This is a genomic window from Brenneria nigrifluens DSM 30175 = ATCC 13028, from assembly GCF_005484965.1.
Classification (GTDB): domain Bacteria; phylum Pseudomonadota; class Gammaproteobacteria; order Enterobacterales; family Enterobacteriaceae; genus Brenneria; species Brenneria nigrifluens.
This window is the reverse complement of record NZ_CP034036.1, coordinates 3,862,573-3,887,602: the sequence shown is the minus strand read 5'-3', so window position 1 is coordinate 3,887,602 and position 25,030 is coordinate 3,862,573. Positions and strand designations below refer to the sequence as shown.

24 protein-coding genes, 1 other RNA gene and 1 pseudogene are annotated in these 25,030 nt (G+C 55.5%); 11 read left to right on the top strand and 15 right to left on the bottom strand.

Annotation, left to right across the window (positions count from 1 at the left end; translation table 11 throughout):
- Window positions 1-2,160: an efflux RND transporter periplasmic adaptor subunit gene (locus EH206_RS18250; RefSeq protein ID WP_071778490.1), complete on the top strand. Its 2,160-nt coding sequence runs from the start codon at window positions 1-3 to the stop codon at window positions 2,158-2,160.
- Between the two features lie 100 nt (window positions 2,161-2,260).
- The gene (locus EH206_RS18245; RefSeq protein WP_040343422.1) at window positions 2,261-2,521 is read left to right on the top strand and encodes a helix-turn-helix domain-containing protein; all 261 of its coding nucleotides are present in this window, start codon (window positions 2,261-2,263) and stop codon (window positions 2,519-2,521) included.
- A 105-nt stretch (window positions 2,522-2,626) separates the two neighbouring features.
- On the opposite strand, the gene EH206_RS18240 is transcribed toward EH206_RS18245, so the two are convergent.
- Complete coding sequence (locus EH206_RS18240; protein WP_009114355.1) at window positions 2,627-2,947, bottom strand: RpnC/YadD family protein; 321 nt, start codon at window positions 2,945-2,947, stop codon at window positions 2,627-2,629.
- Window positions 2,948-3,056: 109 nt separating this feature from the next.
- Window positions 3,057-5,024, bottom strand: a complete 1,968-nt coding sequence (gene acs / locus EH206_RS18235) for an acetate--CoA ligase (RefSeq protein WP_009114354.1) — start codon at window positions 5,022-5,024, stop codon at window positions 3,057-3,059.
- Window positions 5,025-5,727: 703 nt separating this feature from the next.
- On the opposite strand from acs, the gene EH206_RS18230 reads away from it, so the two are divergent.
- Both EH206_RS18230 and EH206_RS18225 read left to right on the top strand, forming a co-directional pair.
- A complete protein-coding gene (locus EH206_RS18230; protein ID WP_009114353.1) occupies window positions 5,728-6,120 on the top strand; it encodes a hypothetical protein in 393 nt (130 codons plus the stop codon).
- 490 nt (window positions 6,121-6,610) lie between these two features.
- Complete coding sequence (locus EH206_RS18225) at window positions 6,611-7,621, top strand: AI-2E family transporter (RefSeq protein ID WP_009114352.1); 1,011 nt, start codon at window positions 6,611-6,613, stop codon at window positions 7,619-7,621.
- 59 nt (window positions 7,622-7,680) lie between these two features.
- Here EH206_RS18225 and EH206_RS18220 read toward each other — a convergent pair whose 3' ends face one another.
- From EH206_RS18220 to EH206_RS18195, 6 genes are all read right to left on the bottom strand, one after another.
- Window positions 7,681-8,763, bottom strand: coding sequence for a L,D-transpeptidase family protein (locus EH206_RS18220; protein ID WP_040344100.1), 1,083 nt, complete (start codon window positions 8,761-8,763; stop codon window positions 7,681-7,683).
- Window positions 8,764-8,973: 210 nt separating this feature from the next.
- Entirely contained in the window at window positions 8,974-9,783 is an 810-nt protein-coding gene (locus tag EH206_RS18215) for an amino acid ABC transporter ATP-binding protein (protein ID WP_009114350.1), read from the bottom strand.
- Complete coding sequence (locus EH206_RS18210; RefSeq protein ID WP_009114349.1) at window positions 9,776-10,696, bottom strand: amino acid ABC transporter permease; 921 nt, start codon at window positions 10,694-10,696, stop codon at window positions 9,776-9,778. The genes EH206_RS18215 and EH206_RS18210 overlap by 8 nt, the downstream gene beginning before the upstream one ends.
- A 48-nt stretch (window positions 10,697-10,744) precedes the next feature.
- Window positions 10,745-11,638 (bottom strand): ABC transporter substrate-binding protein, encoded by an 894-nt coding sequence (locus EH206_RS18205; RefSeq protein ID WP_009114348.1) that lies wholly within the window; start codon window positions 11,636-11,638, stop codon window positions 10,745-10,747.
- 73 nt (window positions 11,639-11,711) lie between these two features.
- Window positions 11,712-12,506 (bottom strand): deaminated glutathione amidase, encoded by a 795-nt coding sequence (locus EH206_RS18200; protein WP_009114347.1) that lies wholly within the window; start codon window positions 12,504-12,506, stop codon window positions 11,712-11,714.
- Between the two features lies 1 nt (window position 12,507).
- Window positions 12,508-13,488, bottom strand: a complete 981-nt coding sequence (locus EH206_RS18195; RefSeq protein WP_009114346.1) for a substrate-binding domain-containing protein — start codon at window positions 13,486-13,488, stop codon at window positions 12,508-12,510.
- Between the two features lie 145 nt (window positions 13,489-13,633).
- Here EH206_RS18195 and EH206_RS18190 point away from each other — a divergent pair, with 145 nt between their 5' ends.
- Window positions 13,634-14,965 carry an aminotransferase class I/II-fold pyridoxal phosphate-dependent enzyme gene (locus tag EH206_RS18190; protein ID WP_009114345.1) on the top strand — a complete coding sequence of 444 codons (1,332 nt, stop codon included), beginning with the start codon at window positions 13,634-13,636 and terminating at the stop codon, window positions 14,963-14,965.
- Window positions 14,966-15,057: 92 nt separating this feature from the next.
- Window positions 15,058-15,333: a type II toxin-antitoxin system MqsA family antitoxin gene (locus EH206_RS18185; protein WP_009114344.1), complete on the top strand. Its 276-nt coding sequence runs from the start codon at window positions 15,058-15,060 to the stop codon at window positions 15,331-15,333.
- A gap of 102 nt (window positions 15,334-15,435) precedes the next feature.
- On the opposite strand, the gene nifJ is transcribed toward EH206_RS18185, so the two are convergent.
- The 3 genes from nifJ to EH206_RS18170 form a co-directional block, all read right to left on the bottom strand.
- The gene (gene nifJ, locus EH206_RS18180) at window positions 15,436-18,969 is read right to left on the bottom strand and encodes a pyruvate:ferredoxin (flavodoxin) oxidoreductase (RefSeq protein ID WP_009114343.1); all 3,534 of its coding nucleotides are present in this window, start codon (window positions 18,967-18,969) and stop codon (window positions 15,436-15,438) included.
- 200 nt (window positions 18,970-19,169) lie between these two features.
- Window positions 19,170-19,388 carry a hypothetical protein gene (locus EH206_RS18175; protein WP_040343415.1) on the bottom strand — a complete coding sequence of 73 codons (219 nt, stop codon included), beginning with the start codon at window positions 19,386-19,388 and terminating at the stop codon, window positions 19,170-19,172.
- A complete protein-coding gene (locus EH206_RS18170) occupies window positions 19,376-19,966 on the bottom strand; it encodes an FAD-binding protein (RefSeq protein WP_009114341.1) in 591 nt (196 codons plus the stop codon). The genes EH206_RS18175 and EH206_RS18170 overlap by 13 nt, the downstream gene beginning before the upstream one ends.
- Window positions 19,967-20,306: 340 nt before the next feature.
- Here EH206_RS18170 and EH206_RS18165 point away from each other — a divergent pair, with 340 nt between their 5' ends.
- From EH206_RS18165 to grxB, 3 genes are all read left to right on the top strand, one after another.
- Window positions 20,307-20,621 carry a hypothetical protein gene (locus EH206_RS18165; RefSeq protein ID WP_009114340.1) on the top strand — a complete coding sequence of 105 codons (315 nt, stop codon included), beginning with the start codon at window positions 20,307-20,309 and terminating at the stop codon, window positions 20,619-20,621.
- Between the two features lie 111 nt (window positions 20,622-20,732).
- Window positions 20,733-21,377, top strand: a complete 645-nt coding sequence (locus EH206_RS18160) for a metallophosphoesterase (protein WP_009114339.1) — start codon at window positions 20,733-20,735, stop codon at window positions 21,375-21,377.
- Between the two features lie 136 nt (window positions 21,378-21,513).
- Window positions 21,514-22,149, top strand: coding sequence for a glutaredoxin 2 (gene grxB / locus EH206_RS18155; RefSeq protein ID WP_009114338.1), 636 nt, complete (start codon window positions 21,514-21,516; stop codon window positions 22,147-22,149).
- 93 nt (window positions 22,150-22,242) lie between these two features.
- On the opposite strand, the pseudogene EH206_RS18150 reads toward grxB, so the two are convergent.
- The 3 genes and pseudogenes from EH206_RS18150 to smpB all read right to left on the bottom strand — a co-directional run.
- Window positions 22,243-22,546, bottom strand: a pseudogene (locus EH206_RS18150) (integrase arm-type DNA-binding domain-containing protein); the annotation flags it as partial.
- A 184-nt stretch (window positions 22,547-22,730) separates the two neighbouring features.
- Window positions 22,731-23,094, bottom strand: a transfer-messenger RNA (tmRNA) gene (ssrA, locus tag EH206_RS18145).
- A 50-nt stretch (window positions 23,095-23,144) separates the two neighbouring features.
- Window positions 23,145-23,627, bottom strand: a complete 483-nt coding sequence (smpB, locus tag EH206_RS18140) for an SsrA-binding protein SmpB (RefSeq protein WP_009114336.1) — start codon at window positions 23,625-23,627, stop codon at window positions 23,145-23,147.
- 155 nt (window positions 23,628-23,782) lie between these two features.
- Between smpB and EH206_RS18135 the strand changes: the two genes are divergently transcribed.
- Together EH206_RS18135 and EH206_RS18130 are read left to right on the top strand one after the other, a co-directional pair.
- A complete protein-coding gene (locus tag EH206_RS18135; protein WP_009114335.1) occupies window positions 23,783-24,217 on the top strand; it encodes a type II toxin-antitoxin system RatA family toxin in 435 nt (144 codons plus the stop codon).
- Window positions 24,210-24,494: an RnfH family protein gene (locus EH206_RS18130; protein WP_009114334.1), complete on the top strand. Its 285-nt coding sequence runs from the start codon at window positions 24,210-24,212 to the stop codon at window positions 24,492-24,494. The genes EH206_RS18135 and EH206_RS18130 overlap by 8 nt, the downstream gene beginning before the upstream one ends.
- A 16-nt stretch (window positions 24,495-24,510) precedes the next feature.
- On the opposite strand, the gene bamE is transcribed toward EH206_RS18130, so the two are convergent.
- Window positions 24,511-24,846, bottom strand: coding sequence for an outer membrane protein assembly factor BamE (gene bamE, locus EH206_RS18125; RefSeq protein WP_009114333.1), 336 nt, complete (start codon window positions 24,844-24,846; stop codon window positions 24,511-24,513).
- Between the last annotated feature and the right edge of the window lie 184 nt (window positions 24,847-25,030).

Genomic DNA, 25,030 nt, shown 5'->3' with positions numbered 1-25,030 from the left:
ATGCCGGGTCTGTCCGCGTCAGCCGTCAACGACATGAACCCGCGTCCGGCGCCTCCCCGGCTTAGCCCGTTGCGGGATGAGTTGATCCTGCATGCCGGACCCGCCAACCGCGACGGATCGCCAAGCTGGACGCTGGAGGATCCGTTGCGCGGCCTGTTTTTCCGCATCGGCTGGGCGGAAATGGCGATGCTGTCGCGCTGGTCGCTGGGGGAGGCGGCGAAAATTGTGGCGCAGGTGAACCAGACGTTGCCGCTGACTATCGACGATAGCGACGTGCACTATTTCAGCCGCTTTTTGCAGGCCAACAGCCTGACGCGGGCATCGGGCGATGAGGCGCTGGCGCAGTTTGGCCGACAGTTGGCGGCGACACAGACCTCGGTGTGGCGCAAGCTGCTAAAGAATTATCTGTTTTTCCGCATTCCGCTGTGGCATCCGGATCGCTTTCTGCAACGTACCCTGCCGTGGGCGGCGCCGTTTTTCAGCCGGTTTTTTTTAACGCTGACGCTGATGGCGGCGCTGCTGGGTCTGTTTCTGGCCGGGCGTCAGTGGGAAACTTTCAAGCATACTTTTCTGCATTTTTTTACCCTGGAAGGGGCGTCGCTGGCCGGGCTGACGCTGGTATTTACCAAGATCCTGCATGAGCTGGGACACGCCTATACCTGTAAACGCTTCGGCGCTAAAGTCGCCGCCATGGGCGTGGCCTTTCTAGTGATGATGCCGGTGCTGTATACCGATACCTCCGGCTCATGGAAACTGACCCGCCGCCGCCAGCGGATGGCGATCGGCGCCGCCGGCATGGCGGCCGAACTGACGCTGGCGGCCTGGGCGACGCTGGCCTGGAGCTTCCTGCCGGACGGCATGCTGCGCAGTGCGGCCTTTATGCTGGCCACCACCACCTGGATTATGACGCTGGCGATCAACCTCAGTCCGTTGATGCGTTTTGACGGCTATTTTCTGCTGTCGGACTGGCTTCAGATCCCTAACCTGCAAAACCGCGGCTTCGCCATCGGCCGCTGGCAAATGCGCGAATGGCTGTTCGGGCTGGGGGATGAAGCGCCGGAATCCTTTCCCCGCTGGCTACGGCGCACGCTGGCGGGTTACGCTTTCTGTACGTGGATCTACCGTTTCTTTCTGTTTACCGGTATCGCCATACTGGTCTATCACATGGCGTTCAAACTGCTGGGGATGCTGCTGTTCGCCGTTGAAATCGGCTATTTTGTGGTGATGCCGGTGGTGAATGAACTGCGTGAATGGAGTAAACGCCGTAAGGATTATCGTATGAACCGGAATATGATCGTGACGCTGACCTCAGGCTGCGTATTGCTGCTGCTGTTGGCGATCCCCTGGCAGAGCAGCGTGTATGCGCCGGCGCTGCTGCGCGCCGAACAGCAAAGCAGCCTCTATATGCCGCTGCCCGCCATGATTGACCGTATTGATGTTGAAGTCGGTCAACCGGTTGAGGCCGGTCAGGTGCTATTTACGCTGTCGGCCGACGCGCTTTTACATGAACAGCGGCAGTTGGAGCGGCAAATCTCTACGCTGAACTGGCAGGGGGCGTTTCAGGTATTCAATAAAGAAGCGGCGGCCGAACACCTGCGGGTGAAGCAGGAACGAGACGCCGCCCGGCAAAAGCTGGGCGTGCTGCAACGCCAGTCGGCGCAATTGACGGTGCGCGCGCCGATAAGCGGCGTGGTGGCGGATATGGCGGTGCCGCTGGCAGCCGGAGAGTGGCTGGCGCAGGGAGAATGGCTGGCGGTGATTGCCAAACCGGGCGGCGGGCTGGTGGAGGCCTTCGTGTCGGAAAAAGACTGGCAGAGGCTGCGAACGGGCGGCCGGGGTCATTTTTATCCTCGTGACGTCGGTAGTGCCGCGCTGCCTGTCACTATTGCGGATATCGACCATACCGCCACCCGCGATTTGAGCGCCGTGCCGGAGCTGGCCTCGACCTACGGCGGCGATATCGCCACGCTGAGCGACGCGCAGCGCAAACTGCATCCTGAGCAGGCGGTTTACCGGGTGCTGCTGCGGCTGCCCGACGGCGGCCGCGGCCAGCGTCAGGTTTTACCCGGTACGGTGGTAATGGACGGCGAAGCGCAAAGCCTGCTGGCGCGCGGCTGGAAGGTGGTCTCGGCGGTATTGATACGTGAAGTGTCGTTTTAGTCATTATTCTGACTATGCGCCATTGACGTATACCGGGGTAGACTCTAAGCGTGATTTATTTTTATACAGTCTCTGCTTCCCACATTCGACTACCCAGAGTATGGGCCAAATGAATGAGATGATTGACGGTAAGCGTAAACCAGCGGCACAGACCATTGTGACCTCGGTTCAGGTAAAGGCTATTCGCCACATAACGGGACTTTCTCAAACCAAGTTTGCCAAATTGATCGATGTTAACGTTGCAACGCTCCAGAACTGGGAACAGGGGCGTAGAGATCCTACCGGGCCGGCAAAAGCCTTGTTGCGTGCTATTAAGCGGGATCCTGAACACGTTATATCGGCTCTGGCCGCTGGTCGTTAACCCTGTAATGACCAGGCCAGCGGGTTGCGGGATAACATTTTACTATCGGTTATACTCAGGCACTCGCCCAGCGGCGCGGTGCTCTATCGCAACACGGAAACCCGATTATTCGTCGCCGGATGATATTAATTGCCGCATCTCGTCGGCGGAAAGTTTGGTGATCCGCTGAACGCGATCGCTTTCCATTCCGCTTTGCAGTAGTTCGCGAGCGATATTCCGCGCGCTGGTTTTCATACCTTCTTCAAATCCGATCTGCTTCAGTTGCTGAGCGATGGTCATGAGTTCCTCCCGATCCGCTGACTGCGGCTCAGCCACTGTTTTAATAAAATCTGCTGGTCTGGATGTGTTGCCGCTTTTCACAATATAAAGCAGTAACGCTCTTTTCTGTGTCGGGGTTACTTCCAATCCGTTGATAAATGGCGTCATTCATCGTGAGTCTCCAGTAATTTTAGGCCGGACACGTGATTTCAGATTGAGTCTCCTGCTAAAGCCGGTGTGAGGTTTAGCGGGAGGCGTTGCAGGCTGGGTCGGATGGTTATTGGGGACGGGGACGGGCGCTCATAGCCTGTTTTTCTTCCAGCAGTTTTTCGACCACGCCGGGATCGGCCAGCGTTGAGGTGTCCCCCAGGTTGCTGGTGTCTCCGGCGGCGATTTTGCGCAGAATACGGCGCATGATCTTACCCGATCGCGTTTTCGGCAACGAGTCGGTCCAGTGGAGGATGTCGGGGGTGGCAATCGGGCCGATCTCTTTACGTACCCAGTTGCGAACTTCCTGATACAGCGCGCTGGACGGTTCTTCGCCGTGATTCAGCGTGATATAGGCATAAATCGCCTGACCTTTCAGACTGTGCGGGATGCCCACCACCGCCGCTTCGGCGATTTTGGGATGAGCCACCAGCGCGGATTCGATTTCCGCCGTTCCCAGCCGATGGCCGGATACGTTCAGCACGTCATCGACGCGTCCGGTGATCCAGTAGTAGCCGTCTTCGTCGCGGCGGGCGCCGTCGCCGCTGAAGTACATGCCTTTAAAGGTGGAAAAATAGGTTTGCTCAAACCGATCGTGATCGCCGAACAGGGTGCGCGCCTGGCCGGGCCAGGAGTCGGTAATCACCAGATTGCCCTCGCTCGCTCCTTCCTGCGGATTACCCAGATTATCCACCAGCGCCGGCTGAACGCCGAAGAAAGGGTAGGTCGCCGAACCCGCCTTGGCCTCAATCGCGCCGGGCAGCGGGGTGATCATAAAACCGCCGGTTTCCGTTTGCCACCAGGTATCGACGATCGGACATTTGCCGTTGCCGATCTTGTTGAAATACCACTCCCAGGCTTCCGGATTGATCGGCTCGCCGACGGAACCCATGATTTTCAGCGAAGCGCGCGAGGTGCCGGCAATGGCCTTGTCGCCTTCCGCCATCAGGGCGCGGATCGCCGTGGGGGCGGTGTAGAGAATATTAACCTGATGTTTATCGACCACCTGCGCCATGCGCCGGGCATCCGGCCAGTTGGGCACGCCTTCGAACATCAGAGTAATGGCGCCGCAGGCCAGCGGGCCGTACAGCAGATAGCTGTGGCCGGTGATCCAGCCGACGTCGGCGGTGCACCAATAGATATCGCCCGGATGATAGTCAAAAACGTATTTGAAAGTCAGCGCGGCATACACCAGATAGCCGCCGGTGGTATGCAGCACCCCTTTGGGTTTGCCGGTGGAGCCGGAGGTATAGAGGATAAACAGCGGATCTTCCGCATTTATCTCCGCCGGTGGACAGCGATCGTCCGCCTGTTCGATCAGATCGTGCCACCAGAGGTCGCGGCCGGCTTGCCATTCCCCCTGTTTGCCGGTGCGATGGAAAACGATAACGTTGGCGATGGTTTTGACGCCCGGATTTTTCAGCGCTTCATCGATATTTTTCTTGAGCGGGATAACGCGTCCGGCGCGGATGCCCTCATCGGCGGTAATCACCAGTCTGGCGCTGGAGTCGATAATGCGCCCGGCGATGGCTTCCGGGGAAAAGCCGCCGAAGATCACCGAGTGAACGGCGCCGATGCGGGCGCAGGCCAGCATGGCCACCGCCGCTTCCGGCACCATCGGCATATAGATGGCGACCACGTCGCCTTTTTTTATTCCCAGTGATTTCAGTACATTAGAGAAGCGACACACCGACTGGTAAAGCTCGCGGTAGGTAACCTTTTTGCTTTCTTTGGCATCGTCGCCTTCCCAGATTATCGCCGTCTGATCGCCGCGTTCGGCCAGATGACGGTCGAGACAGTTGGCCGCCACGTTTAGCGTACCGTCTTCAAACCAGCGAATCCGAATATGACCGGGATCAAATGATGTGTTTTTTACCAGATGATAAGGTTTCATCCAATCAACAATTTTTCCCTGCTCACGCCAGAAAGCGGCAGGATCGTCAATGGAATGTCGATACATCTGCTGATATTGGTCGGCGTTTATCAGGGCATTTTCCGCAATGGCGGCTGGTATGGCATGTTTATGATGTTGAGTCATGTGTACTTCTCCTTAAACATGTTAAGGATATGTCAACAAATAGTTAATTGTAGTAATCCCGCAACATTTGTTTCTTTTTTGAGCGATGGATCACGCAATGGGCGAAAAGAGATAAGAAATGACTTAAATAATCCCTGAATGTGCAGGAAATAAGTAAATAGACGCGCAAGTCGTCCTACATCAATAGATATATATGTCACAATTAGGAGAATTATAAGAATTATTATCTATAGTACAATGAGAACAACGATCAATTTATTGTTTTCAATAGATATTATCTATTGTTATTCTTACTTTGATCGTCTTTTACGATCAAACGGCATAAAGATCTCTCTTATTCCGCCGATAGTGACAATACTGTTTCAGGTATATTTTTACCCGTCATCGCTATTTGGATTTATCTGATTATCAACATGCAGATAAGTATGGATAATCGGCGGCGCGAGGCGATGTGCTGAGCAAAACGCCGTTCTTTCGGCCAGCAGCAGAAGCAAAGCGTTTGTCCATCAGACCTAAAAAAGCGAATTGTTATATTTTTGTTTTTTATTCAGTAACATTCGGTTTCTAAAACTAAACACTTAGATAATTACACTATGCCGGCGAATCGGCGCGGGTTGAATGCTTATCAACGGGTTACTGCGGGCTACAGCTTGCCTGACAGCGCTTGATGGTGTCTTCTACATAGCATGAGGCAGAGGGAATAATGAGTCTGATATTTGGCCGAAATGAGATCATAGGTATGCTTAGCCAACCCGTTCAGAATGAACGGCGGGCTGCCGCGGTGATTGACGAGAAGTGTAAGGTGGTTTGCGCCAATTCTGCTTTTAATGCCCATTTTGGACTGCGTTCCGAAATGAGCACGCCAGTTTCTATTGACGATGTACTGCCGATTAATGTGAAGTTCGCTTATCAAGACTTCATCACTGATTCCAGCGTCTTAAGTACGCGCGTGGTTTCAGGCCTGCTGTCCGACGGCTTTACCCGCAAGCAACTGGGTACGCTCTCTTTCTCTAAATTGAATGTTGAAAATCGTGTGTTGTCCTTATTGATCCTGAATCAGGAGCCGATGGAATCACCCGCAAACCTGGCTAGTTAAACGCCCGGTATGCGGTGTGAACTGGTCTGCTTCGGACTGTTGGCGTCCACCCTACTCAGGGTGGCGGTTGTTTATTTCCAACTGCATTTACTTTATAAAAAATAATGGAATGACCCTCCGTTATTGGTTGCCGGTCTATTTTTCCGCTTCATTGTTTAATTGAGCTGGTTGTGCTATCTGATTTATTTTTATTGACCGGTTTCTTAATGTGAAAAAATGATATTCGATATATTTCAATATGCTGGCCGCTATTATTCTTATGCTATTGGCTATATAAGGAAACCGTAAGGCAATTGTAAGGAAATCGCAAGGAAACCGTAAGGAAATGGTAGGGCGGCTTGTTGATAAAGAGAACGGGACGCGTCTCCTGACGGAGTGATAACCGGTGAGGTCAAAACCCGCTGGTGTTTCTGCGGTAAAACGCTAAGAATGACGGCTTAAAACGTCGGTTTTGACATATTAGCATTGGTTTTACACACGGGACGTCATCATGCAGTTACTGAATCTGAAACAAGCCCGTTTTTTGAGCTTTTTCTTTATTATGGGGGGCCTGTTGCTGTTGTTGCCCCTGCGTCTGTTAACCTGTTTTATCGCCGGTTTTCTTGTTTATGAAATCGTTAATCTGCTGACGCCTTATTTTCAAAAAGTGATCAGCGGCAAGCGCGCCCGTTGGATGGTGGTGGCGATTATCAGCACATTGGTGGTTAGTTTGCTGAGTCTGCTTTTCGGTAGCCTGGTGGGGTTGCTGATGCAGGAAATGAAAGACACCACGGCATTTAATACGCGCATCGCCTATATCCTTAACGACATCCAGCAGCAGTTGATGCTGTTTTTACCGGGATATTTGCCGGTCAGCGTGGAAGAACTGCAACACGAGTTTTTACAATGGGTTCAACAGCATATCGCGATCTTGCAAAACATGGGGAAAAGTTTCCTGCATGGTTTCGTCACTATGCTGATTGGTATGGTGCTGGGGGCGATTATCTCTCTATACAATGTGGAGAGCGATACGGAAAAGCCGCTGCTGAAAGCGGAATTGCTGCGTCGGGTATCGCTGTTGTCCGCTTCATTTCGCAACATTGTTTTCGCTCAGGTAAAAATTTCCGCGGTAAATACCGTGCTGTCGGCCATTTTTATTCTTGGCGCATTTCCCTCTTTCGGCATTCATCTGCCTTTCTCGAAAACGCTGGTGGTGCTGACCTTTGTTTTCGGTTTATTGCCGGTCATCGGGAACCTGATTTCGAATGCTATCGTGTTTATCTCCGCCTTATCCATTTCCCTGCCCATCGCCTTGATCGCCCTGGTGTATCTGATGCTGATCCACAAGCTCGAATACTTCCTGAATGCGCAGATTGTCGGCACCAGAATTAAAGCGCACGCCTGGGAAATCCTGCTGGCGATGCTGGTATTTGAAGCGGCGTTCGGTTTATCCGGCGTTATCGCCGCACCGATTTATTACGCCTATCTGAAAAGTGAGCTAAAAGAAGCGGCGCTGATTTGATGATTCGTCCGGGTAGGTTGCAAAATGGCGTCCGTGCCATTTTTCATTGGGCGGGTAAATCAAGAACGATCGGCGCTGGATTCTGACGCCGCGGCATCCGTTTCCTGCGCCACAGGGGCTGCTGCGTCAGGGGTTGCCGTTTCCGGCGTGACAAGGGCGTCCGGATTCACCGTTTCCGGCGCCGCGACGGACTCAACCGGCAGCGTCGGCGCGCTTTCTTCAATCAGGCCGTTAATCTTGAGCGGCATACCGGAGCGCTCCTGCAGCGCCTTGTCAAGATCGCTCTGGTTGACGCTGGCATCGGCCACCACTTTACCCACCGCGGGGGTGATGGTGAGCGGCGCCGGCGCATCGGAGTTAAACTCTTCCACGGTACGCGACAGCGGGTGGTGGACTTCCACATAGCGCGAACCGTCCGGCTCCACCGTCGCTTTTATCGGCTCGTTGATAAACTGCACACGGGTGCCGACCGGGACGTGATCGAACAGATATTTGATGTCATCCGCCCGCAGGCGGACACAACCGTGGCTGACGCGCAGGCCGATGCCGAAATTGGCGTTGGTGCCGTGAATGGCGTACAGCCGGCCGACATACAGAGCGTAAAGGCCCATCGGGTTATCCGGGCCGGCCGGGAAAACTTTCTGCAAGGTTTCCCCGCGGGCGGCATATTCCGCATGCATGGCGGCGGTCGGCGTCCAGGTCGGGCCGGCCTTTTTCCGCTGCACGGAGGTGACCCAGTTAATCGGCGTATCCTTACCTAACTCGCCGATACCGATCGGCAGCACCACCACGGTTTTGCTGCCTTTCGGGTAGTAATACAGACGCATTTCCGCGCTGTTAATCACGATGCCTTCGCGCGGCGCGTCCGGCAGAATCAACTGATGGGGAATGGTCAGGGTGCTGCCCGGCGTGGGCAGATAGGCGTCAACCCCCGGGTTGGCTTCCATCATATTGCTCAACCCCATCTGGAACTGGGCGGCAAAATGCTCCAACGGCAACGTACTGTCCGTCGGGATGGTAAATTCCAGGTTTTCGCCCACCAGCCGGCTGTTGGGCGCCGGCAGAGGATAGACAACGGCAAAGGCGGCCTGGCTGAATGCCGTCACAGCCACAACGAAAGTTAGGATCGCGCGAATACTCATTTTCATGTCTTTATTGAGTGGTAGATGCCATACCAGAAATGGTGACTCTGGTTTATTCCCGGTCCATAGGACCGGATGCGCATTATATGTGCAGAACGGCGTAAGAGGGAATCAACATGTGTAACTAATCACACTTTTTTGCAACCCGTAGGGATGTACTTACTTATTGTTGATATCGAAAAAAACACGGCGATATTCCATCACCATGTATTAAATAAAACGGCTAAGAAATGCCTGGGTACGCGGATGCTGCGGATTGAACAGCATATCTTCCGGCTTGCCCTGTTCCACCACCACGCCCTGATCCATGAAAACCACCCGGTCCGCGGCTTCCCTGGCAAAACCGATTTCATGCGTAACCACAATCATGGTTAACCCCTGCAACGCCAGGTCTTTCATGGTGGATAAAACTTCTCCCACCAGTTCGGGGTCCAGTGCGGAGGTGGGTTCGTCAAACAGCATCAGTTTGGGACGGATGGCCAGCGCCCGCGCGATGGCGACGCGCTGCTGTTGTCCGCCGGACAGATGGTGGGGATAGGCGTCCGCTTTATGGCTGAGCCCGACGCGCTCAAGCAGATCCAGCGCATAGGCCCGCGCTTGCTGACGGTTTTTCTTATGGACGCCAATCGGCGCTTCAATGATGTTTTGCAGCACGGTCATGTGGGGATAAAGGTTAAATTGCTGAAAAACCATTCCAATCTCGCTGCGCTGCCGGGCGATCTCACGGGGTGACAACGGATAGAGTTTCTCTCCCCGCAGTTGATAACCGATCTGTTCGTCACCCATCATGATATAGCCTTCATCCATCTCTTCCAGATGGTTGATACAGCGCAGGAAGGTCGATTTTCCTGAACCGGATGGTCCCAGTACCACCACCACCTCACCGGTGTAAACGTCTAAATCAATCCCGCGCAGAACGTGGTTATCAGCAAAGTATTTATGGACGTTACGCGCGCTTATCAGCGGCCGATCGCCGGTCAGAACGGTTTCCCCGGCGCAGAGATGATGAAGTCTATTCATGGGGTTGGTCCTTGCCGATCGCATCATTCAACATATTCGCTTTTGCCGCCGCGCTGCGGCGGGTTTCCGACGCCGGACGACGAACGCCGCGCGAATAGTAACGTTCAATGGCGGATTGGCCGATATTCAGCAGCGACGTGATAAATAAATACCAGATAACTGCGACCATCAGCATCGGGATCACTTCAAACGTACGGTTATAGATAGCCTGTACCGAGTAGAGCAGATCGCCCATCGCTATCACGCTGACCAGCGACGTCGCTTTAATCATACTGATCAACTGGTTGCCGGTCGGCGGCACGATGGCGCGCATCGCCTGGGGAATGATGATCCGTCGCAGCGCGCGGCTGCGGCTCATGCCAAAGGCCTGGGTGGTTTCCACCTGGCCATTATCCACGGATAACAGCCCGCCGCGGATGATTTCCGCCATATAGGCGGCTTCGTTCAGCGCCAGACCGGCAATCGCCGCCGTCAGCGGCGTGATCAGGTCATTGGTGTTCCAGCTTACCCACTCCGCACCGAACGGGATGCCCAGCGATACGCGGGGAAAAAGGGTGGAGAGGTTGTACCAGAAAATCAGCTGCACCAGTAGCGGCGTACCACGGAAAAACCAGATATAGAGGCCGGAAAGTCCGCTCAGCAGTACATTCGTAGACAGCCGGGCTACCGCCAGCAGCAGACCGAGCGCCACGCCGATCGCCATGGAAACCACCGTCAGTCCCAGGGTAACGCTTAAGCCTTCCATAATTGTTTTTTCAGTGAACCACTGATAAACCACCGGCCACTCAAAGTTTTTATTGGTGCTGACTGACCATATAACATAAGCCGCGATAATCAGCGTGAACGCCCACGACAGCCGCTGTCTGAAGCGGCCGGGCGCCTGGGCTCTGGCAACGTTTCTCAGCGCATCCACAGTAGAAAAAACCCCTTGTTGTTGACGTTATGGCCCATAACCGCCGCGTTACTGTTTTCCCGCCAGGTTAATACCCGGCGCCGGCAGCATGTTTCCTTGCAGATGCCATTTTTTCATGATGGCGGCGTAGGTGCCGTTATCGAACAACTGCTGATAGGCTTCCAGGACGATGGGCGCCAGCGGGGAATCTTTGGCGAAAACAGAACCTTGATACAGGTCGTTAAAGCCATTGTGCTGACCGGTGCCGGCCAGCTCCAACTGCCCGTTGGTCTGTTCAACAAAGTAGGTGAGCGGCGCCTGTGAAGAGAAGAAGGCGTCGGCCCGCCCTGAACGGACTGACAGAATAGACGTAGGCTGATCGGCATAAGACTGGATGGTCACCGCCGGTTTTCCCGCATCGGTACAGGCTTTCGACTGTTTTACAATCACCTGTTCCGCCGAGCCGCCGGACATCACGGCAACGCGTTTGCCGCAGGTATCTTCCAGCGAGTTGATTTTTTCCGGGTTGCCGGAACGCACGGCAAACACCACGAATTCGCGCACGAAATCGACGAAATCATTCTTTTCCTGACGCGCCGGGAAATCGCCGATCGGCCCGATGCCGAACTGATAACGGCCTGACTGGATACCGCTCAGCAGGCTGGATAGGCCGCTGACGGAGGCGTGCTCAATCTTGACGCCCAGAATTTCACCTAATGCCTTTGCCAGATCGGCGCTGGCGCCATCCAGCGAGTGTGTCCCGCTGACGATTTCATACGGAGGAAAGGAGCCATTGTTCACCGCCTTAAGCACGCCGGCCTTTTTGATATCGTCCGGTAGACGGGCATGCAGATCTTTATTTACCTGCTGGGGAGCAATCTTCGGCGCCTCTGCGGCAAACACGCCGGCGGAAAAGAGTAATCCGGTTAGCAGGGCCGTCCGCCCTAAACGTTTTATTTTCATTGCTCAATCTCCTTCGCCCTGATGAAAAGCAGGCGGCGTGTGGCGTTGATATGAATAGAATAAAAAGCGGCTGTTACTCGTTCGGCAGACGCGGCGTAGCAAAACGGCGGTTATCCAGTGAGGGCAAGACTTCCCGCGCATAGGAAAGACGTGCAGGATCCACATCGGCGTAGACCAGCGCCGGGGTTTCCGGCGCCTGAACCACCACCACGCCCAACGGATCGACCACCATGCTGTTGCCGATATTTCTCACGCCGCATTCGCCAACCGCCACGACATAGGCGGTATTCTCCAGCGCGCGGGCGCGAACCAGCAGTTCCCAATGAGACTCTTTCAGCGGCCCTTTGACCCAGGCGGCCGGCAGCACCAGCACCTGAGCGCCATCCAACGCCAAACGGCGGGCCAGTTCGGGGAAACGCACGTCATAACAGGTCATCAGGCCGACTTTCAGTCCGGCAACGTCGACCAGCGGTGGTACTTCATCGCCGGGGGTGACGTTTTCCGACTCCTGCATGGAGAACGCATCGTACAGATGCAATTTCTTGTACTGGGAGATGATTTCGCCGTCGCGCATGGCAATCAGCACGTTCCACACTTTGTCTGCGCCGTTCGGCACATGAATGCTCATCATGGTGGTCATCCGGCTGCCTTTGCTGGCCGCCAGCAATTGGCTGACGAAAGGGCCGTCCAGCGGCTGGGCGGCGGTCAACACCAGTTGGGGATTGGTGATATCCCGCGCTAATACGCCTTCCGGCAGCACCAGCAGGTCGGCGCCTGCCTGTTGCGCGTCCGACATCAGCTTCAGCGCGGTGACGACGTTGTTTTGCCATTCGCGATCCACGGCAAACTGGCCAAGTGCGACTTTCATATTAATCCCTCTTGTCTATAGGCGAAAAAGAGCACGCCCACGGGAACAACGCTTCCGGGGTCAGACGCTGCGCCGTGATCCCCTGTTCATATAGCTCACTGGCGAAATCGGCGATCATGGTTTTATTGATGGCAAAGCCATTGTCGTTCCAGTGAACGGGTAAATCCTGAGTGGTTCGGCGCAGATCGTCCAACAGCCAGGGAGTGGTATCGGCATATTTGATGCGCTTGCCCATCCACACCTTATATGATTGGTCGATGACCTCGCTGAGCGCCTGTGGCAGCCAGGGATGTTCAGCCGCCAGCGCGGGCTTTATCGCCAGCACATGCATGCCCGGCACATAGCCGACCTGGTGGAAATAGTCGATTTCCGCCTGACGAAAATCAGGTTGCAACTGTCGTAAGCCGGAGTTGCCGTTAAAAAATCCGTCCGGCATGAACGGCGTGAAGATGGCGTCCAGACCGCCGCTCTTCAGCAGAGTGATCAGCGGCTGCTCGCCCGGCGCGGCTTCTATGCGACCCGGCCGGCCGAACCCTCCCAGGCGATCGACGATCGGATGCGCCTCCGTCAGGCGGCCGACATACCAGTAGGCGTCGTCATTGCCGATGCCTTCACGGCGCAGCAGTGCGCGCGTCCAGGTGTTGCCGGAGTCCTGCCAGCCCGTCAGGCCGATCTTCTTACCCGCCAACTGCGACAGCCCGGTCAGCGGACTGTCCTGCTTGGTCAGAATGCAGCGCTGGCGGAAACCCCGCATCAGAAAGTGCGGCAGGGCGACTAAGCTTTCATCGCCGTGAGCACGGCTTTGCGCATAGCGGCTGAATGACACCTCTCCCGCATCATATTGGCTGCTGGTCGCCAGGTTATCCGGCAGCGTACCGACCCGATCTATTTTTAACTCAAACCCTTCAGGTTTTATATCGCCCAAGGCGAGTGGGGTGAAATAATCCCAATCCCTCACTGCCAGTCTGATTGTGATAGTCAACGTTAGTGATTCCCTGCTGAAGGAGCGAGCTAACTCGCATATAACAAATATGTCTGATATTTGCACAGAATGTGCGTTTTTTTGATACTAGATCGATGTTCGTACATGTACAATAATATTTTTGTTATTGTACAAAATATTGTTTATGGCTAAATCAATCGATACCCACTGGCTGGCGGCGCAGCTACACAATCACAGTATCCGCGGCATTGCGATGGATATGTCGGCGCTTATCGGGGCCGGAAAAATTGCAATTGGCAGTCAACTGCCGCCGGTGAGGGAACTGGCCGACGCGCTGGGCGTGAGTCCGGCGACGATTTCCGCCGCCTGGAGCCAACTGCGGCGACAGAAAGTGATTGCGGGACGCGGCAGAACGGGTATGTGGGTCTATGGTCAGCAGGCGTCGCCCCGCCCGGAGCGTTTTGAGAAGATCGGCAACTTTGGCGATGCCATCATTGCCGACCTCACCTTGTCAGCGCCCGACCCCGCCTTGTTGCCGGATCTGGGCGAGGCGCTTTTGTATGGCGCTCAGGTTAAGAATTTAAATAGCTATCAGCGCACACCGATCATTGCCGAACTTGAGGAGCAACTGCGCAAAAACTGGCCGTATGCGGCGGAGGCGTTTATGACGTCTGACGGCGGGTTTGACGGCGTGAATCTGACATTGCAGACGCTGATCTTTCCCGGATCCACGGTGGTGATTGAAAGCCCGACCGCGGCGCGGCTGCTGGATTTGCTGGATCATATCGGCATCAACATCATTCAGGTTGCATGTGATGAGCAGGGGCCGGTCGTGGAGGCGCTGAGGCAGGCGTTGCAGCATAAGCCCGCCGCGTTTATCTATCAGCCAAGAACCCATTCGCATACCGGCTATTCGGTGAGCCCGGCGCGCATGGCGGCGATGGCCGCGCTGTTCGTCAACAGCCCGATGACGATGATTATTGAAGACGACGGCGTCGGTGAAATCTCGTCCCACCCGGCGCTGAGTATGGGGGCGTACTATCCGGCGCAGACCATTTATGTTCGTTCCTATTCCAAAGCCTACGGCCCCGATCTGCGTATGGCCGCGCTGTCTGGTTCGGCGGAAATCATCGGCAAGATTCAGTCCTTTCGTAATTTCGGCGCCGGCTGGAGCAGCCGTATATTACAGGGCGCGCTGGCTTTTCTGCTCGCCGATGAGAAAACGCACCAGGGGATTGAACATGCCCGCCAGGTTTATCACCAGCGGCGTCAATGGCTGGCGGATGCGCTGGCGCGGCGGGGGATCTACGTGCCGGAAAATGACAGTCTGTGTATCTGGCTGCCGGTGCCGTCGGAGCGCTATGCGTTGATCACCATGGCCGCCCATGGCGTCGCCGTGCAGCCGGGAGAGCGTTTCGGTATGAAAAACGGACATTATGTGCGGCTCAGTATTTCGCAGTTGCAGGAATCGCTAATAGAGACGATTGCGGAGGCGGTAAGTCAGATTTATCGCTAATGGCCGTTCGTCCCGGCAATCGGTTAACCCTTTATTTATCATTTACGTATTCGACCCCTTTTAACCTAATAGGTTAATTAAGGAGAAATAATATGAAATGCCCTAACTGCGGCGGTGCCGAACTGGTACAGGGAGCAAAAGATGTGCCCTACTCATTTCGCGGGAAAAAAACCATGTTGCCGGCCGTAGAGGGGCTGCACTGTCCGATCTGTAATGAAGTCACGATGAGCAAGGACGAGTCTGCGTCGTACCTGGCAAAAGTCGTTGCTTTCAAAAATTCGGTTATCAAAGAAACAATTGAACCGGCGTACATTAGTCGTGTTCGTAAAAAGCGGAAGCGCGCTGGCGGGAATGGATTTGCGGGTTAGCGCTTTGACATTAATGACCCTTCCCGGCCTCCCCTGCGAAGGGGAGGGTTGGGGTGGGGTTAGAACCCTGTCGCAAAGGATATCCGTATGGCTATCCTCTCATTACTCCTGCGGATTTTTCTCCGCTTTACCCGCCATCATGGTCAGAAAATCATAACGGCGGCGCAGATCCACTTCGGCCTCTTCATACAGCAGCGCCGTTTCTTCCGGCATCAGGCTGTTCAGGCGGCGGAAACGCTGCTCGTGCAGCAGGGTTTCGCTCAGGCTGGTTGACGGCGGCCGGGAGTCCGTCACCAGCGCCGGTTTGCCTTCTTCGGTACGACGCGGATCGAAGCGGTAGAGCGGCCAGAAGCCGGTGGCGGTCAACTGGCGCATCTGGTCGTGGCTGAACGCCAGATCATAGCCGTGCTCTTCGCAGGGGCTGTAGGCGATAATCAGCGACGGACCCGGCCAGGCCTCGGCCTCCTGAATGGCTTTCACCGTCTGGTTTAACTGTGCGCCCAGCGATATCTGCGCCACATAAACGTGGCCGTACATCATCACGCTAATGCCGAGATCTTTACGCGCCTTGCGTTTGCCTTTCTCACCGAACTTGGTCACCGCGCCCAGCGGGGTGGCCTTAGACTGCTGCCCGCCGGTATTGGAGTAGCACTGGGTATCCAGCACCAGCACGTTAACGTTTTCGCTCAGGCTCATGACGTGATCCAGACCGCCGTAGCCGATGTCGTAAGCCCAGCCGTCGCCGCCAATCAGCCAGATGGATTTATCCACCAGATGATCCGCGGCGGCGGCCAGCGCGGCGGCCTTGTCGCCGCCGATAGTCGCCAACAGGGTTCGCAGTTGCTCAATCTGCTGACGGCGCAGTTCCGGGGCGATGGCCTCTTCCTGCAACGCCGCCACCAAATCGGCCGGCAACCGCGGCGCCAGGTCGTGCAGTAAACGCACGGCGCGCTGGCGATGCTGGTCGACGCTCAGGCGGAAACCCAGCCCGAACTCGGCGTTATCCTCAAACAGGGAGTTGGCCCAGGCCGGGCCGCGGCCGTTGGCGTCGGTGGTCCACGGCGTGGTGGGCAGGTTGCCGCCGTAAATGGACGAACAGCCGGTGGCGTTGGCCACCAGCAGACGATCGCCATACAGCTGCGTCAGCAGTTTGATATACGGCGTTTCGCCGCAGCCGGAGCAGGCGCCGGAATATTCAAACAGCGGTGAAATCAGCTGCGAAGTGCGGATATCGATACGTTCCAGCCTGGAGCGGTCGATTTCCGGCAGAGTCATAAAGAAGTCGAAGTGCTCTTTTTCGACCGCCAGATTATCCAGCCGGGATTCCATATTGATGGCTTTGATCGTCGGATCCTGGCGATCTTTCGCCGGGCAGACTTCCACGCACAGGTTACAGCCGGTGCAGTCTTCCGGCGCCACCTGCAACACATATTTCTGGCCGCGCATATCGCGGGCTTTGACATCCAGCGACTGCAGCGACGCCGGCGCGTATTCCATTGCCTCGGCCGGCACCACCTTGGCGCGGATGGCGGAGTGCGGGCAGGCGGCGACGCAGTGGTTGCACTGGGTACACAACTGCGGCTGCCACAGCGGGATCGCCTCGGCGATATTACGTTTTTCCCACTTGGTGGTGCCGGTCGGCCAGGTGCCGTCGGGCGGCAGGGCGGAAACCGGCAGGGTATCGCCTAATCCGGCCAGCATGGCGGCGGTCACCGTTTTCACAAAGTCGGGGGCGGCGTCGGAAACCACCGGCGGCCGCTGCGGGCTGTGCGCATTGACCGCTTCCAGCGGCACGGCGGCCAGGGCCTCCAGCGTGGCGTTCAGCGCCCGCCAGTTGCGTTCAACCAGCTCCTGGCCTTTGCTGCCGTAGCTTTTGGCGATCGCCGTGCGCAGTTTTTCCACCGCCTCTTCGCCCGGCAGGATCTGCGACAGGTGAAAGAACGCCATCTGCATCACGGTATTAATGCGCGCGCCCAACTGGCATTCGCGGGCGATTTTCGCCGCGTTGATACAGTAAACCCGCGCCTGACGCTGGTTTAAGCCGGCCTGTACTTCCTGCGGCAGGCGATGCCACAAATCGTCGCTGGCGTAAGGGGCGTTAATCAGAAATACGCCGCCGGGCTTCAGCCGCTCGACCATGCTGTACTTGTCGATAAACTGCCACTGGTGACAGGCGACGAAATCCGCCTGATCGATCAGGTACGCGGAGTTGATGGGGTGAGGGCCGACGCGCATATGGGATACGGTCAGGCTGCCGGCCTTTTTGGAGTCGTAGACAAAGTAGCCCTGCACGAACATCGGGGTGGCGTCGCCGACGATTTTAATCGAGTTTTTGGCGGCCGATACCGTACCGTCGCTGCCCAGCCCGTAGAACAGCGCTTCCAGCGAGGCGCTGCCCGGCAGATGCTCGATGGGCAGCGGCAGCGACAGGTTGGTCACATCATCGTAGATACCAACCGTGAAGCGCGACCGCGGGTTAGCAATCGCTAACTCATTGAAAACGGCCTGTACGCACTGCGGGGTGAACTCCTTGGACGACAGACCGTAACGTCCGCCGATGACGCGGGGCATCTGTGGGCGCTCACCGTTGGTGAACGCCTCGGCCAGCGAGGTCATCACGTCCAGATAGAGCGGCTCCGCCAGCGCGCCTGGTTCCTTGGTGCGATCCAGCACGGCGATGTTTTGCGCCGTCTGCGGAATAACCGCCAGCAAATGCCTGGCTGAAAACGGACGATACAGGCGAATCTTGACCACGCCGACCTTTTCACCGCGCGTCAGCAGCGTATCGACCACTTCTTCAACGGTGCCGACGCCGGACCCCATCAGCACGATAACCCGGGTGGCTTCGGGATGGCCGTAGTACTCAAACGGCCGGTACTGCCGCCCGGTGACGTCGGCGAAGTCGTTCATCGCCTGTTCAACGTGCCGGCAGGCGGCGTTATACCAGGGGTTGGCGGCTTCGCGCGCCTGGAAGAAGGTATCCGGGTTGGAGGCGGTGCCGCGGATCACCGGATGTTCGGGTGTAAGCGCTCGCTCACGATGCGCATCAATCGCCTGCCGGGGCAGCAGCCGGCGCAGCGCGTCATCGCTTAGCGGTTCAATCTTGTTGATTTCATGCGACGTGCGGAAACCGTCGAAAAAGTGGATAAACGGCAATCGGCTGTTCAGGCTGGCTATCTGCGCGATCAGGGCGAAATCCTGCGCTTCCTGCACGTTGCTGGCGCAGAGCATGGCGCAGCCGGTCTGGCGTACGGCCATTACGTCGGAGTGGTCGCAGAAAATGGACAGCGCGTGGGTCGCCACCGTACGGGCGGCCACGTGCAGCACAAAAGGCGTCAGTTCGCCGGCCAGTTTATACAACGAGGGGATCATCAGCAGCAATCCCTGCGACGAGGTAAAGGTGGTCGCCAGAGAGCCGGTTTGCAACGCGCCGTGCACGGCGGCTATCGCCCCGCCTTCCGACTGCATTTCAACCACGCGCGGCGTGTCTCCCCATATATTCTTTCCTCCGTCGCTCGACCAGGCCGCCGCCTGCTCGGCCATGGTGGAACTGGGCGTAATAGGATAGATGGCGATGACTTCGTTTGTCCGCCAGGCGACAGAAGCGACTGTGTTGTTACCGTCGGTGGTGATCATGGCTTGGCCTTTTTGCTCACAGAATGAAATTCGATTTTTTATTTGGGGAATTATCGCATCTCAAAGAACGAAGAGAATGACTCAATGTTGGCGGAGTTGTTTCAAACTATTTTTAATATTTGCGCATATTATACACCGGTAGCGGGTAATTGCCGTCTCCTGAGCATTTTCAGCGCAAGCGGGCGAAAAGACGCGTGATTTCAGATAAGTAATGGGCAGGTGCCGCCGATTTCCTGCTGAAAACGGCTAACGAAATTGAGCAGCCTCGGTGAAAACGCCGAGGACTCATGGCCGACGATCAGACTGATATCCCATTTCATGCCGCTGTCCAACAGGGGAATACACACCATGTCCTCACGTAACAAAGGACGGGCCAGCCCTTCGACAAACACAAAAACGCCTTTGTTCAGCGTGACCAAATCATGATCTGGTTATAGCGGGTGACGGACGCTTTCAGTCGTTTGGGATCGACAGCGATATTTTTGGCCAGATCGTCCAGCGAGCTGGCCTTCATGACCTTGGCGCTGCCCGCGCTGATGGCGTTGTCGATCTCTTTTTTCACATTGGTGAGTTTCTTCATCACCGGAATAATGACGCCCATCCCGGTTCTGACGCCCTGTTTTTCCAGCCAGCGGATCGTGGCGGCGGATTCCTCCAGATACCTTTTCACCAGCGCGGGATTCACCCGGTAGGACTGATTGAACTCCATTGCGGTGCGGTAGGCCTCCTCGGCGGTTATGGCGACTGAGTTTTTACGGGTTTGGTCGGTGTTGACGCCAAAGAGTCCTTCGGCAAAGTTGGAACTGCCGCCGTCTATCGCCTGTTTTTCCAGTGCAATGACTTTCAGTCCGGCTTCCGCCGCCGACACCGCGGCTGACACGCCGAATCCGACGACGACAACGTCGGTTTCCATTTTGCGCTCTTGCGCGTAGCTGAGGGAGAGGCTGAAGATGAAAAGAAAGCAACCGATAGCGGTATTTTTTCTTAATCTGCTCATAGTGTTGTCTTCCTGTTATGGTAAGGGGATACCTAATCCTCGTGCTGTTTTCTGGTGATATCGCCTGCATGTTGTATGATGAGAGAGAGTCCTGATGCAGCCGGATAAACGGTCTGGACGCGTCCAAATGACTATCCGCCCTGATATCGGTACGGCTTCCGGGGGATAACAAGAGGTGGTTTCACTATAACCATCTGAGATATATTGGAAAAAAACCTTTATTTGTGGTTGCTACAACCTCAGGTTGTGGCGAGCCGGAGCCGGACAGGTTTCCCGGTTGTGGTAAATGGACGGTTGGCGGGGATTGAGGAGAAGCTCCCGTTGATCAAGGAGCCAAACGTTGGCGAATGAAATAAAAGATAAGCTGATCGCGGTGGTGGCGTCGCTACATGAACAGGGCATGACCCCGGAACAGGCGCTTGAGCATATCCTTCAGGCGTGGGGCGGTTCGGCGCAGGATATTTCCCTCATTTCCGTGATTACTCCCGGGATGATTGCCGATGTGCTCCATTCGGTGTATCAGGATGCGATTTCCGCCCGGCAAGTCGCCATTATTTTGCAGCAACTGGGTTATGACCGACAGGCCATCGCCGATACGCTGCGCGGACTTTTCCCCGAGCTTGCGCGCGCAAGCGGCGGAGCGGCAGGGACTTAATGACGCCGCCGCATCAGCCCGCGGAAGAGTCGTTCCCCCCGGCGTGTTAGTGCCATACTTGTCTCAACGCGCAGCAAGGGCGAATGTCCGGCAGCGGGAGGTGAGAAATTGATGTATCGCGCCATCAGTGGGGATGACTATCGGAAAATATTCGTCGTCGGCGATATCCACGGCTGCCACCAGCTATTGCTGGATGCGCTGGCCGCCCGGCAATTCAATCGCCAGACCGATCTGCTGATCTCGGTGGGCGATCTGATCGATCGCGGGCCCGAAAGCATGGCCTGCCTGGCGTTGCTGGATGCCCCCTGGTTTACCGCCGTGTGCGGCAATCATGAGCAAATGGCGCGTGAGGCGCTGAATGAGGACAACGGCTGGTTGTGGTCGCGCAATGGCGGTTCCTGGTATGCCGCGCTCAATCAAGCGGATCAACCATTAGCGGCGCGGCGGATAGCCCGTACGGCGCGGTTGCCGCTGGTTATCGAGGTGAACATCGGCGGCCGCCGCTATGTGATTGCTCATGCGGATTATCCGTCGGATAACTATGCGTTCGGCAAGGCGGTCGATGCGGATGAGCTGGTCTGGGGGCGAACCCGCATCACCCGAGCCATGGCGGGGAAGGGCCAGCGCATCGCCGGCGCGCATCTGCTTATCTTCGGCCATACGCCGCTTCACAAACCCCTGATATTTTTTAACCAGCTCTACATCGATACCGGCGCGGTATTCGGCGGCCCGCTGACGTTAATCGAACTGCGCTGAAGGTAAATAACGCCGCCGGCGCCGCAACTATCGGGCTACATTTTCTTTACCACCGCTTATTGCTGGTATTACTCTGACGATATGGTGTTGGGATAAAGCCGTATCCTGACGTTTTACATCATCAAGGGGCTATGCAATGAAACTTTTTATCTATGAACACTGTCCGTTTTGCGTCAGGGCCAGAATGATTTTCGGGCTAAAGGAGATTCCGTTTGAACTGTCCGTCCTTATGGAGGGAGACGTTGCAACCCCGACGCGTATGGTCGGACGTAAGGTGGCGCCTATTCTGCAAAAAGACGATGGCGGCTTTATGCCGGAAAGTATGGATATCGTTCACTATATCGATAGCCTGAAAGCGCCTTTAATTGCGGATAAACCCGTCGATCCCGCGATTGAAGCCTGGTGCCAGGCCACCTCCGGCGCGGTTTTCAAACTGGCGGTGCCGCGTTTCACCAGGGCTGATTTTAAAGAACTCGCTACCGGGGAAGCCCGCACGGCTTACCGGCAACGGGAAGAAAAAGCCTTCGGCGACCTGAACGCGCTGCTGGCCGACACCCCCGCGCTGCTATCCCAGGTTCAGCAACAGCTCGTGCAGCTTGAGCAGTTGCTGGCGCATAAACGGGATATCTCCACCAGCGATTTTATTCTGTTCCCCATCCTCCGCTCACTGACCCTTGTGCAAGGCGTTGGCTTCGGTCCGAACGTCGCCGCTTATATCGAGCGCGTCGCCGGCGCGAGCGACGTTGATCTGCTGACCGCTCAGGCGATGTGAACAACAGGCCGCCAAGCCTTTGGCGTGCTAAGGATGCGCCTTAAAATCCAGTTTGCGGGCGAAACCATCGTCAAAAAAATATGCCGCGGAGGGCGATGCTTCGGCTTCCAGCGCTTGCTTGCGCAATGAAAGCTGGTGTTCATAAGGGTCAATATCTTTTACCAGCAGGACGCGGACCGCTGTACGGCGTTGCCAAAGTGACTTCGGGATAAGGCCCGAAAATCAGTTTGGCGCGCTTTTTGGTTAAAGGCCGGTAGTCGCGCATCTGCCAGACCTTCCTGCCGCTGCTTTTAATTAGCAGTTGCAGACCGTCGCCGTCATGCAGTGTGTAATCCGCATCCTGTGGCTTGGCGGCTTTGATCTCCGTATCGGTGAGGCGTTTTGTTAACCGTGCCATAGATACCTCCATCATTTAGGTACCCATTGGATGGGTACTTGCCTTTCGGGTACCTAAAAGTTGTGGAAGTCACAGGATCGCCATAGTATCCGCACCCAGCAGACGTAAAAAAAACCGCAGGGCTTGCGCCATGCGGTTTTTTCATACTTCACCGGCCTTATCTGGTAATAACCGGTGTCTAAATTGGTGGAGCTGGGGGGATTTGAACCCCCGTCCGGAATTACTCTACCGTCGGCACTACATGCTTAGTCTAGTCTTTACATTCGCCGGCCAACTGCGGACAGACACGCCATTGACAAACTAGCCTGATTGAATTTAACGCTTCAGCCCCAGGCAGGACATCCACGCGATCTCTTTTGGGTTTGACCTCTCTTGATCCCCGTCCTAAGAGCGGAGGCTAGGGAGAGAGGGCTCTTAGCAGGTTATTAAGCTGCTAGGGCGTAGTTTTCGTCGTTTGCGACTATTTTTTTGCGGCTTTTTACGAGGCCAACCGCCCCTCGGCATGCACCTTGGGCTTTGCAAATCCCGTCGAATCCAGAATCAGCCCCCAAGAAACTGTCGCCAGTATACCAGAACTTATATCACTTAAGCCACCGGCTTAGCGGTTTGCGTTCTTCATGATACGGGCTTTGTCTAATTTCCATTCACGCTCTTTGATGTCATCACGCTTGTCGTGATCTTTCTTGCCTTTCGCTACGCCAATTTTGACTTTGCTCCAGGCGTTTTTCCAGTACATTGATAGGGCCACCACGGTGTAGCCTTCACGGCTGACGCGCCCTATCAGAGAATCGAGTTCCCGTTTGTTGAGTAACAGTTTACGTGTACGCGTCGGGTCACAGACAACATGTGAAGAGGCAACGTTAAGCGGCGTGATGGTGGCGCCAAACAGATACGCTTCGCCGCTTATAAATGTTACGTAGCTGTCGCTGATATTGGCTTTGCCCGCACGCAGTGATTTTACTTCCCAACCTTGCAACGAAAGACCGGCCTCAAATTCTTCTTCAATGAAGTACTCGTGGCGGGCGCGTTTGTTTTGCGCAATGGTGGCGGAGCCGGGTTTGTACGCTTTTTTCTTTGTCATAGTGCCGTCATTATACCGGATGTAAAAGGGAATGAAATCCCCGCCATGCGTCTGCGCTATTGTTAATGATATTGTGCGATAGTGCGCGCAGAATTTTTATCTGTCGGCATATCGGTGCTATTATTTTGCGCGTTTTATGAATCACGGAAAATTGTATGCCCAAAATAAGTCGTTCTGCTCTGGTGCCGTTCAGCGCGGAACAGATGTACCGGTTGGTTAATGATGTCTCTTCGTATCCTGCTTTTTTACCGGGTTGTACCGGTAGCCGGGTGCTGTCTGCTACGCCGGACGAAATGACCGCCGCCGTTGATGTTTCCAAAGCGGGGATCCGCAAGACATTTACCACGCGCAATACCCTGACCAATAACCAGAATATTAATATGCAACTGGTAGGTGGGCCTTTTCGTCAACTAAGCGGCGACTGGCATTTCACACCGCTGAGCAATGATGCCTGCAAGGTGGAACTGCACCTTGATTTTGAATTCACCAATGCGATGATTGAAATCGCTTTCGGCAAAGTTTTCAAAGAGATGGCGGGAAATATGGTGCAGGCGTTCACGCAGCGCGCCAAAGAGGTTTACAGTGCCTGATATCCGCGTGGAGGTGGTTTATGCGTTACCGGAACGGCAATATTTGCGCACGGTAACGTTAGCGCAAGGCAGCTCGGTCGAACAGGCGATTGCGGCATCCGGTCTGCTGGAGCTACGGGCAGACATTGATCTGCAGAGCAACAAGGTCGGTATCTACAGCAGAACGGTAAAACTGAGCGATATTCTTAACGATGGCGATCGCGTCGAGATCTACCGCCCGCTGATTGCCGACCCGAAAGAGCTGCGTCGACAGCGCGCCGAGCGCGCAAAAAAATAAGGCGCCCGGCGCCAGATTAATTCAGCGCGGCTTTGTTATCGATATTGGTTAATACGCCGCCGCTATTAAACGTCAGCGTCAGGGTTTGTTGTTTTACGGACTCATGACCAGGCTGTTGGCGGAATACGTAAAACCAGGTATCGCTGCCGAAGGGATCCTGCATCATCGGCGTTCCCAGTGTGTAAGCGACCTGCTGTTTGGTCATTCCGGTATGAATTTTGGCGACATCGCCCGGCGCCAGATAGTTTCCCTGATTGATGTCTGGCCGATAAACCACTTTCTCTAACGTGGAACAGCCGGCAGTCAGCATAACAACCACCGCAGCGACGACGGTCAGCGTTTTACAGCGCATAGTGATTATATTCCTTAAGGGCATAGGTTGACGATGATAATAGACCTTGCCTGAATTGAAAACCTGCAAGACCCCAGTATGACCCCGGGAAAGCAAAAAAGTTGGGATTTTTTGATATAGCGGGCTATCTCTTCGGACGGTTTAAAATATGGGGACGGGGAATGACTGGCCCCGTCCGTGGGGC

Bases quoted from the DNA above. Each gene is read 5' to 3' on its own strand.
- EH206_RS18250 (WP_071778490.1), top strand. From the start codon at position 1: ATGCCGGGTCTGTCCGCGTCAGCCGTCAACGACATGAACCCGCGTCCG.
- EH206_RS18245 (WP_040343422.1), top strand. From the start codon at position 2,261: ATGGGCCAAATGAATGAGATGATTGACGGTAAGCGTAAACCAGCGGCA.
- EH206_RS18240 (WP_009114355.1), bottom strand. From the start codon at position 2,947: ATGACGCCATTTATCAACGGATTGGAAGTAACCCCGACACAGAAAAGA.
- acs (WP_009114354.1), bottom strand. From the start codon at position 5,024: ATGACTCAACATCATAAACATGCCATACCAGCCGCCATTGCGGAAAAT.
- EH206_RS18230 (WP_009114353.1), top strand. From the start codon at position 5,728: ATGAGTCTGATATTTGGCCGAAATGAGATCATAGGTATGCTTAGCCAA.
- EH206_RS18225 (WP_009114352.1), top strand. From the start codon at position 6,611: ATGCAGTTACTGAATCTGAAACAAGCCCGTTTTTTGAGCTTTTTCTTT.
- EH206_RS18220 (WP_040344100.1), bottom strand. From the start codon at position 8,763: ATGAGTATTCGCGCGATCCTAACTTTCGTTGTGGCTGTGACGGCATTC.
- EH206_RS18215 (WP_009114350.1), bottom strand. From the start codon at position 9,783: ATGAATAGACTTCATCATCTCTGCGCCGGGGAAACCGTTCTGACCGGC.
- EH206_RS18205 (WP_009114348.1), bottom strand. From the start codon at position 11,638: ATGAAAATAAAACGTTTAGGGCGGACGGCCCTGCTAACCGGATTACTC.
- EH206_RS18200 (WP_009114347.1), bottom strand. From the start codon at position 12,506: ATGAAAGTCGCACTTGGCCAGTTTGCCGTGGATCGCGAATGGCAAAAC.
- EH206_RS18190 (WP_009114345.1), top strand. From the start codon at position 13,634: ATGGCTAAATCAATCGATACCCACTGGCTGGCGGCGCAGCTACACAAT.
- EH206_RS18185 (WP_009114344.1), top strand. From the start codon at position 15,058: ATGAAATGCCCTAACTGCGGCGGTGCCGAACTGGTACAGGGAGCAAAA.
- nifJ (WP_009114343.1), bottom strand. From the start codon at position 18,969: ATGATCACCACCGACGGTAACAACACAGTCGCTTCTGTCGCCTGGCGG.
- EH206_RS18170 (WP_009114341.1), bottom strand. From the start codon at position 19,966: ATGAGCAGATTAAGAAAAAATACCGCTATCGGTTGCTTTCTTTTCATC.
- EH206_RS18160 (WP_009114339.1), top strand. From the start codon at position 20,733: ATGTATCGCGCCATCAGTGGGGATGACTATCGGAAAATATTCGTCGTC.
- grxB (WP_009114338.1), top strand. From the start codon at position 21,514: ATGAAACTTTTTATCTATGAACACTGTCCGTTTTGCGTCAGGGCCAGA.
- smpB (WP_009114336.1), bottom strand. From the start codon at position 23,627: ATGACAAAGAAAAAAGCGTACAAACCCGGCTCCGCCACCATTGCGCAA.
- EH206_RS18135 (WP_009114335.1), top strand. From the start codon at position 23,783: ATGCCCAAAATAAGTCGTTCTGCTCTGGTGCCGTTCAGCGCGGAACAG.
- bamE (WP_009114333.1), bottom strand. From the start codon at position 24,846: ATGCGCTGTAAAACGCTGACCGTCGTCGCTGCGGTGGTTGTTATGCTG.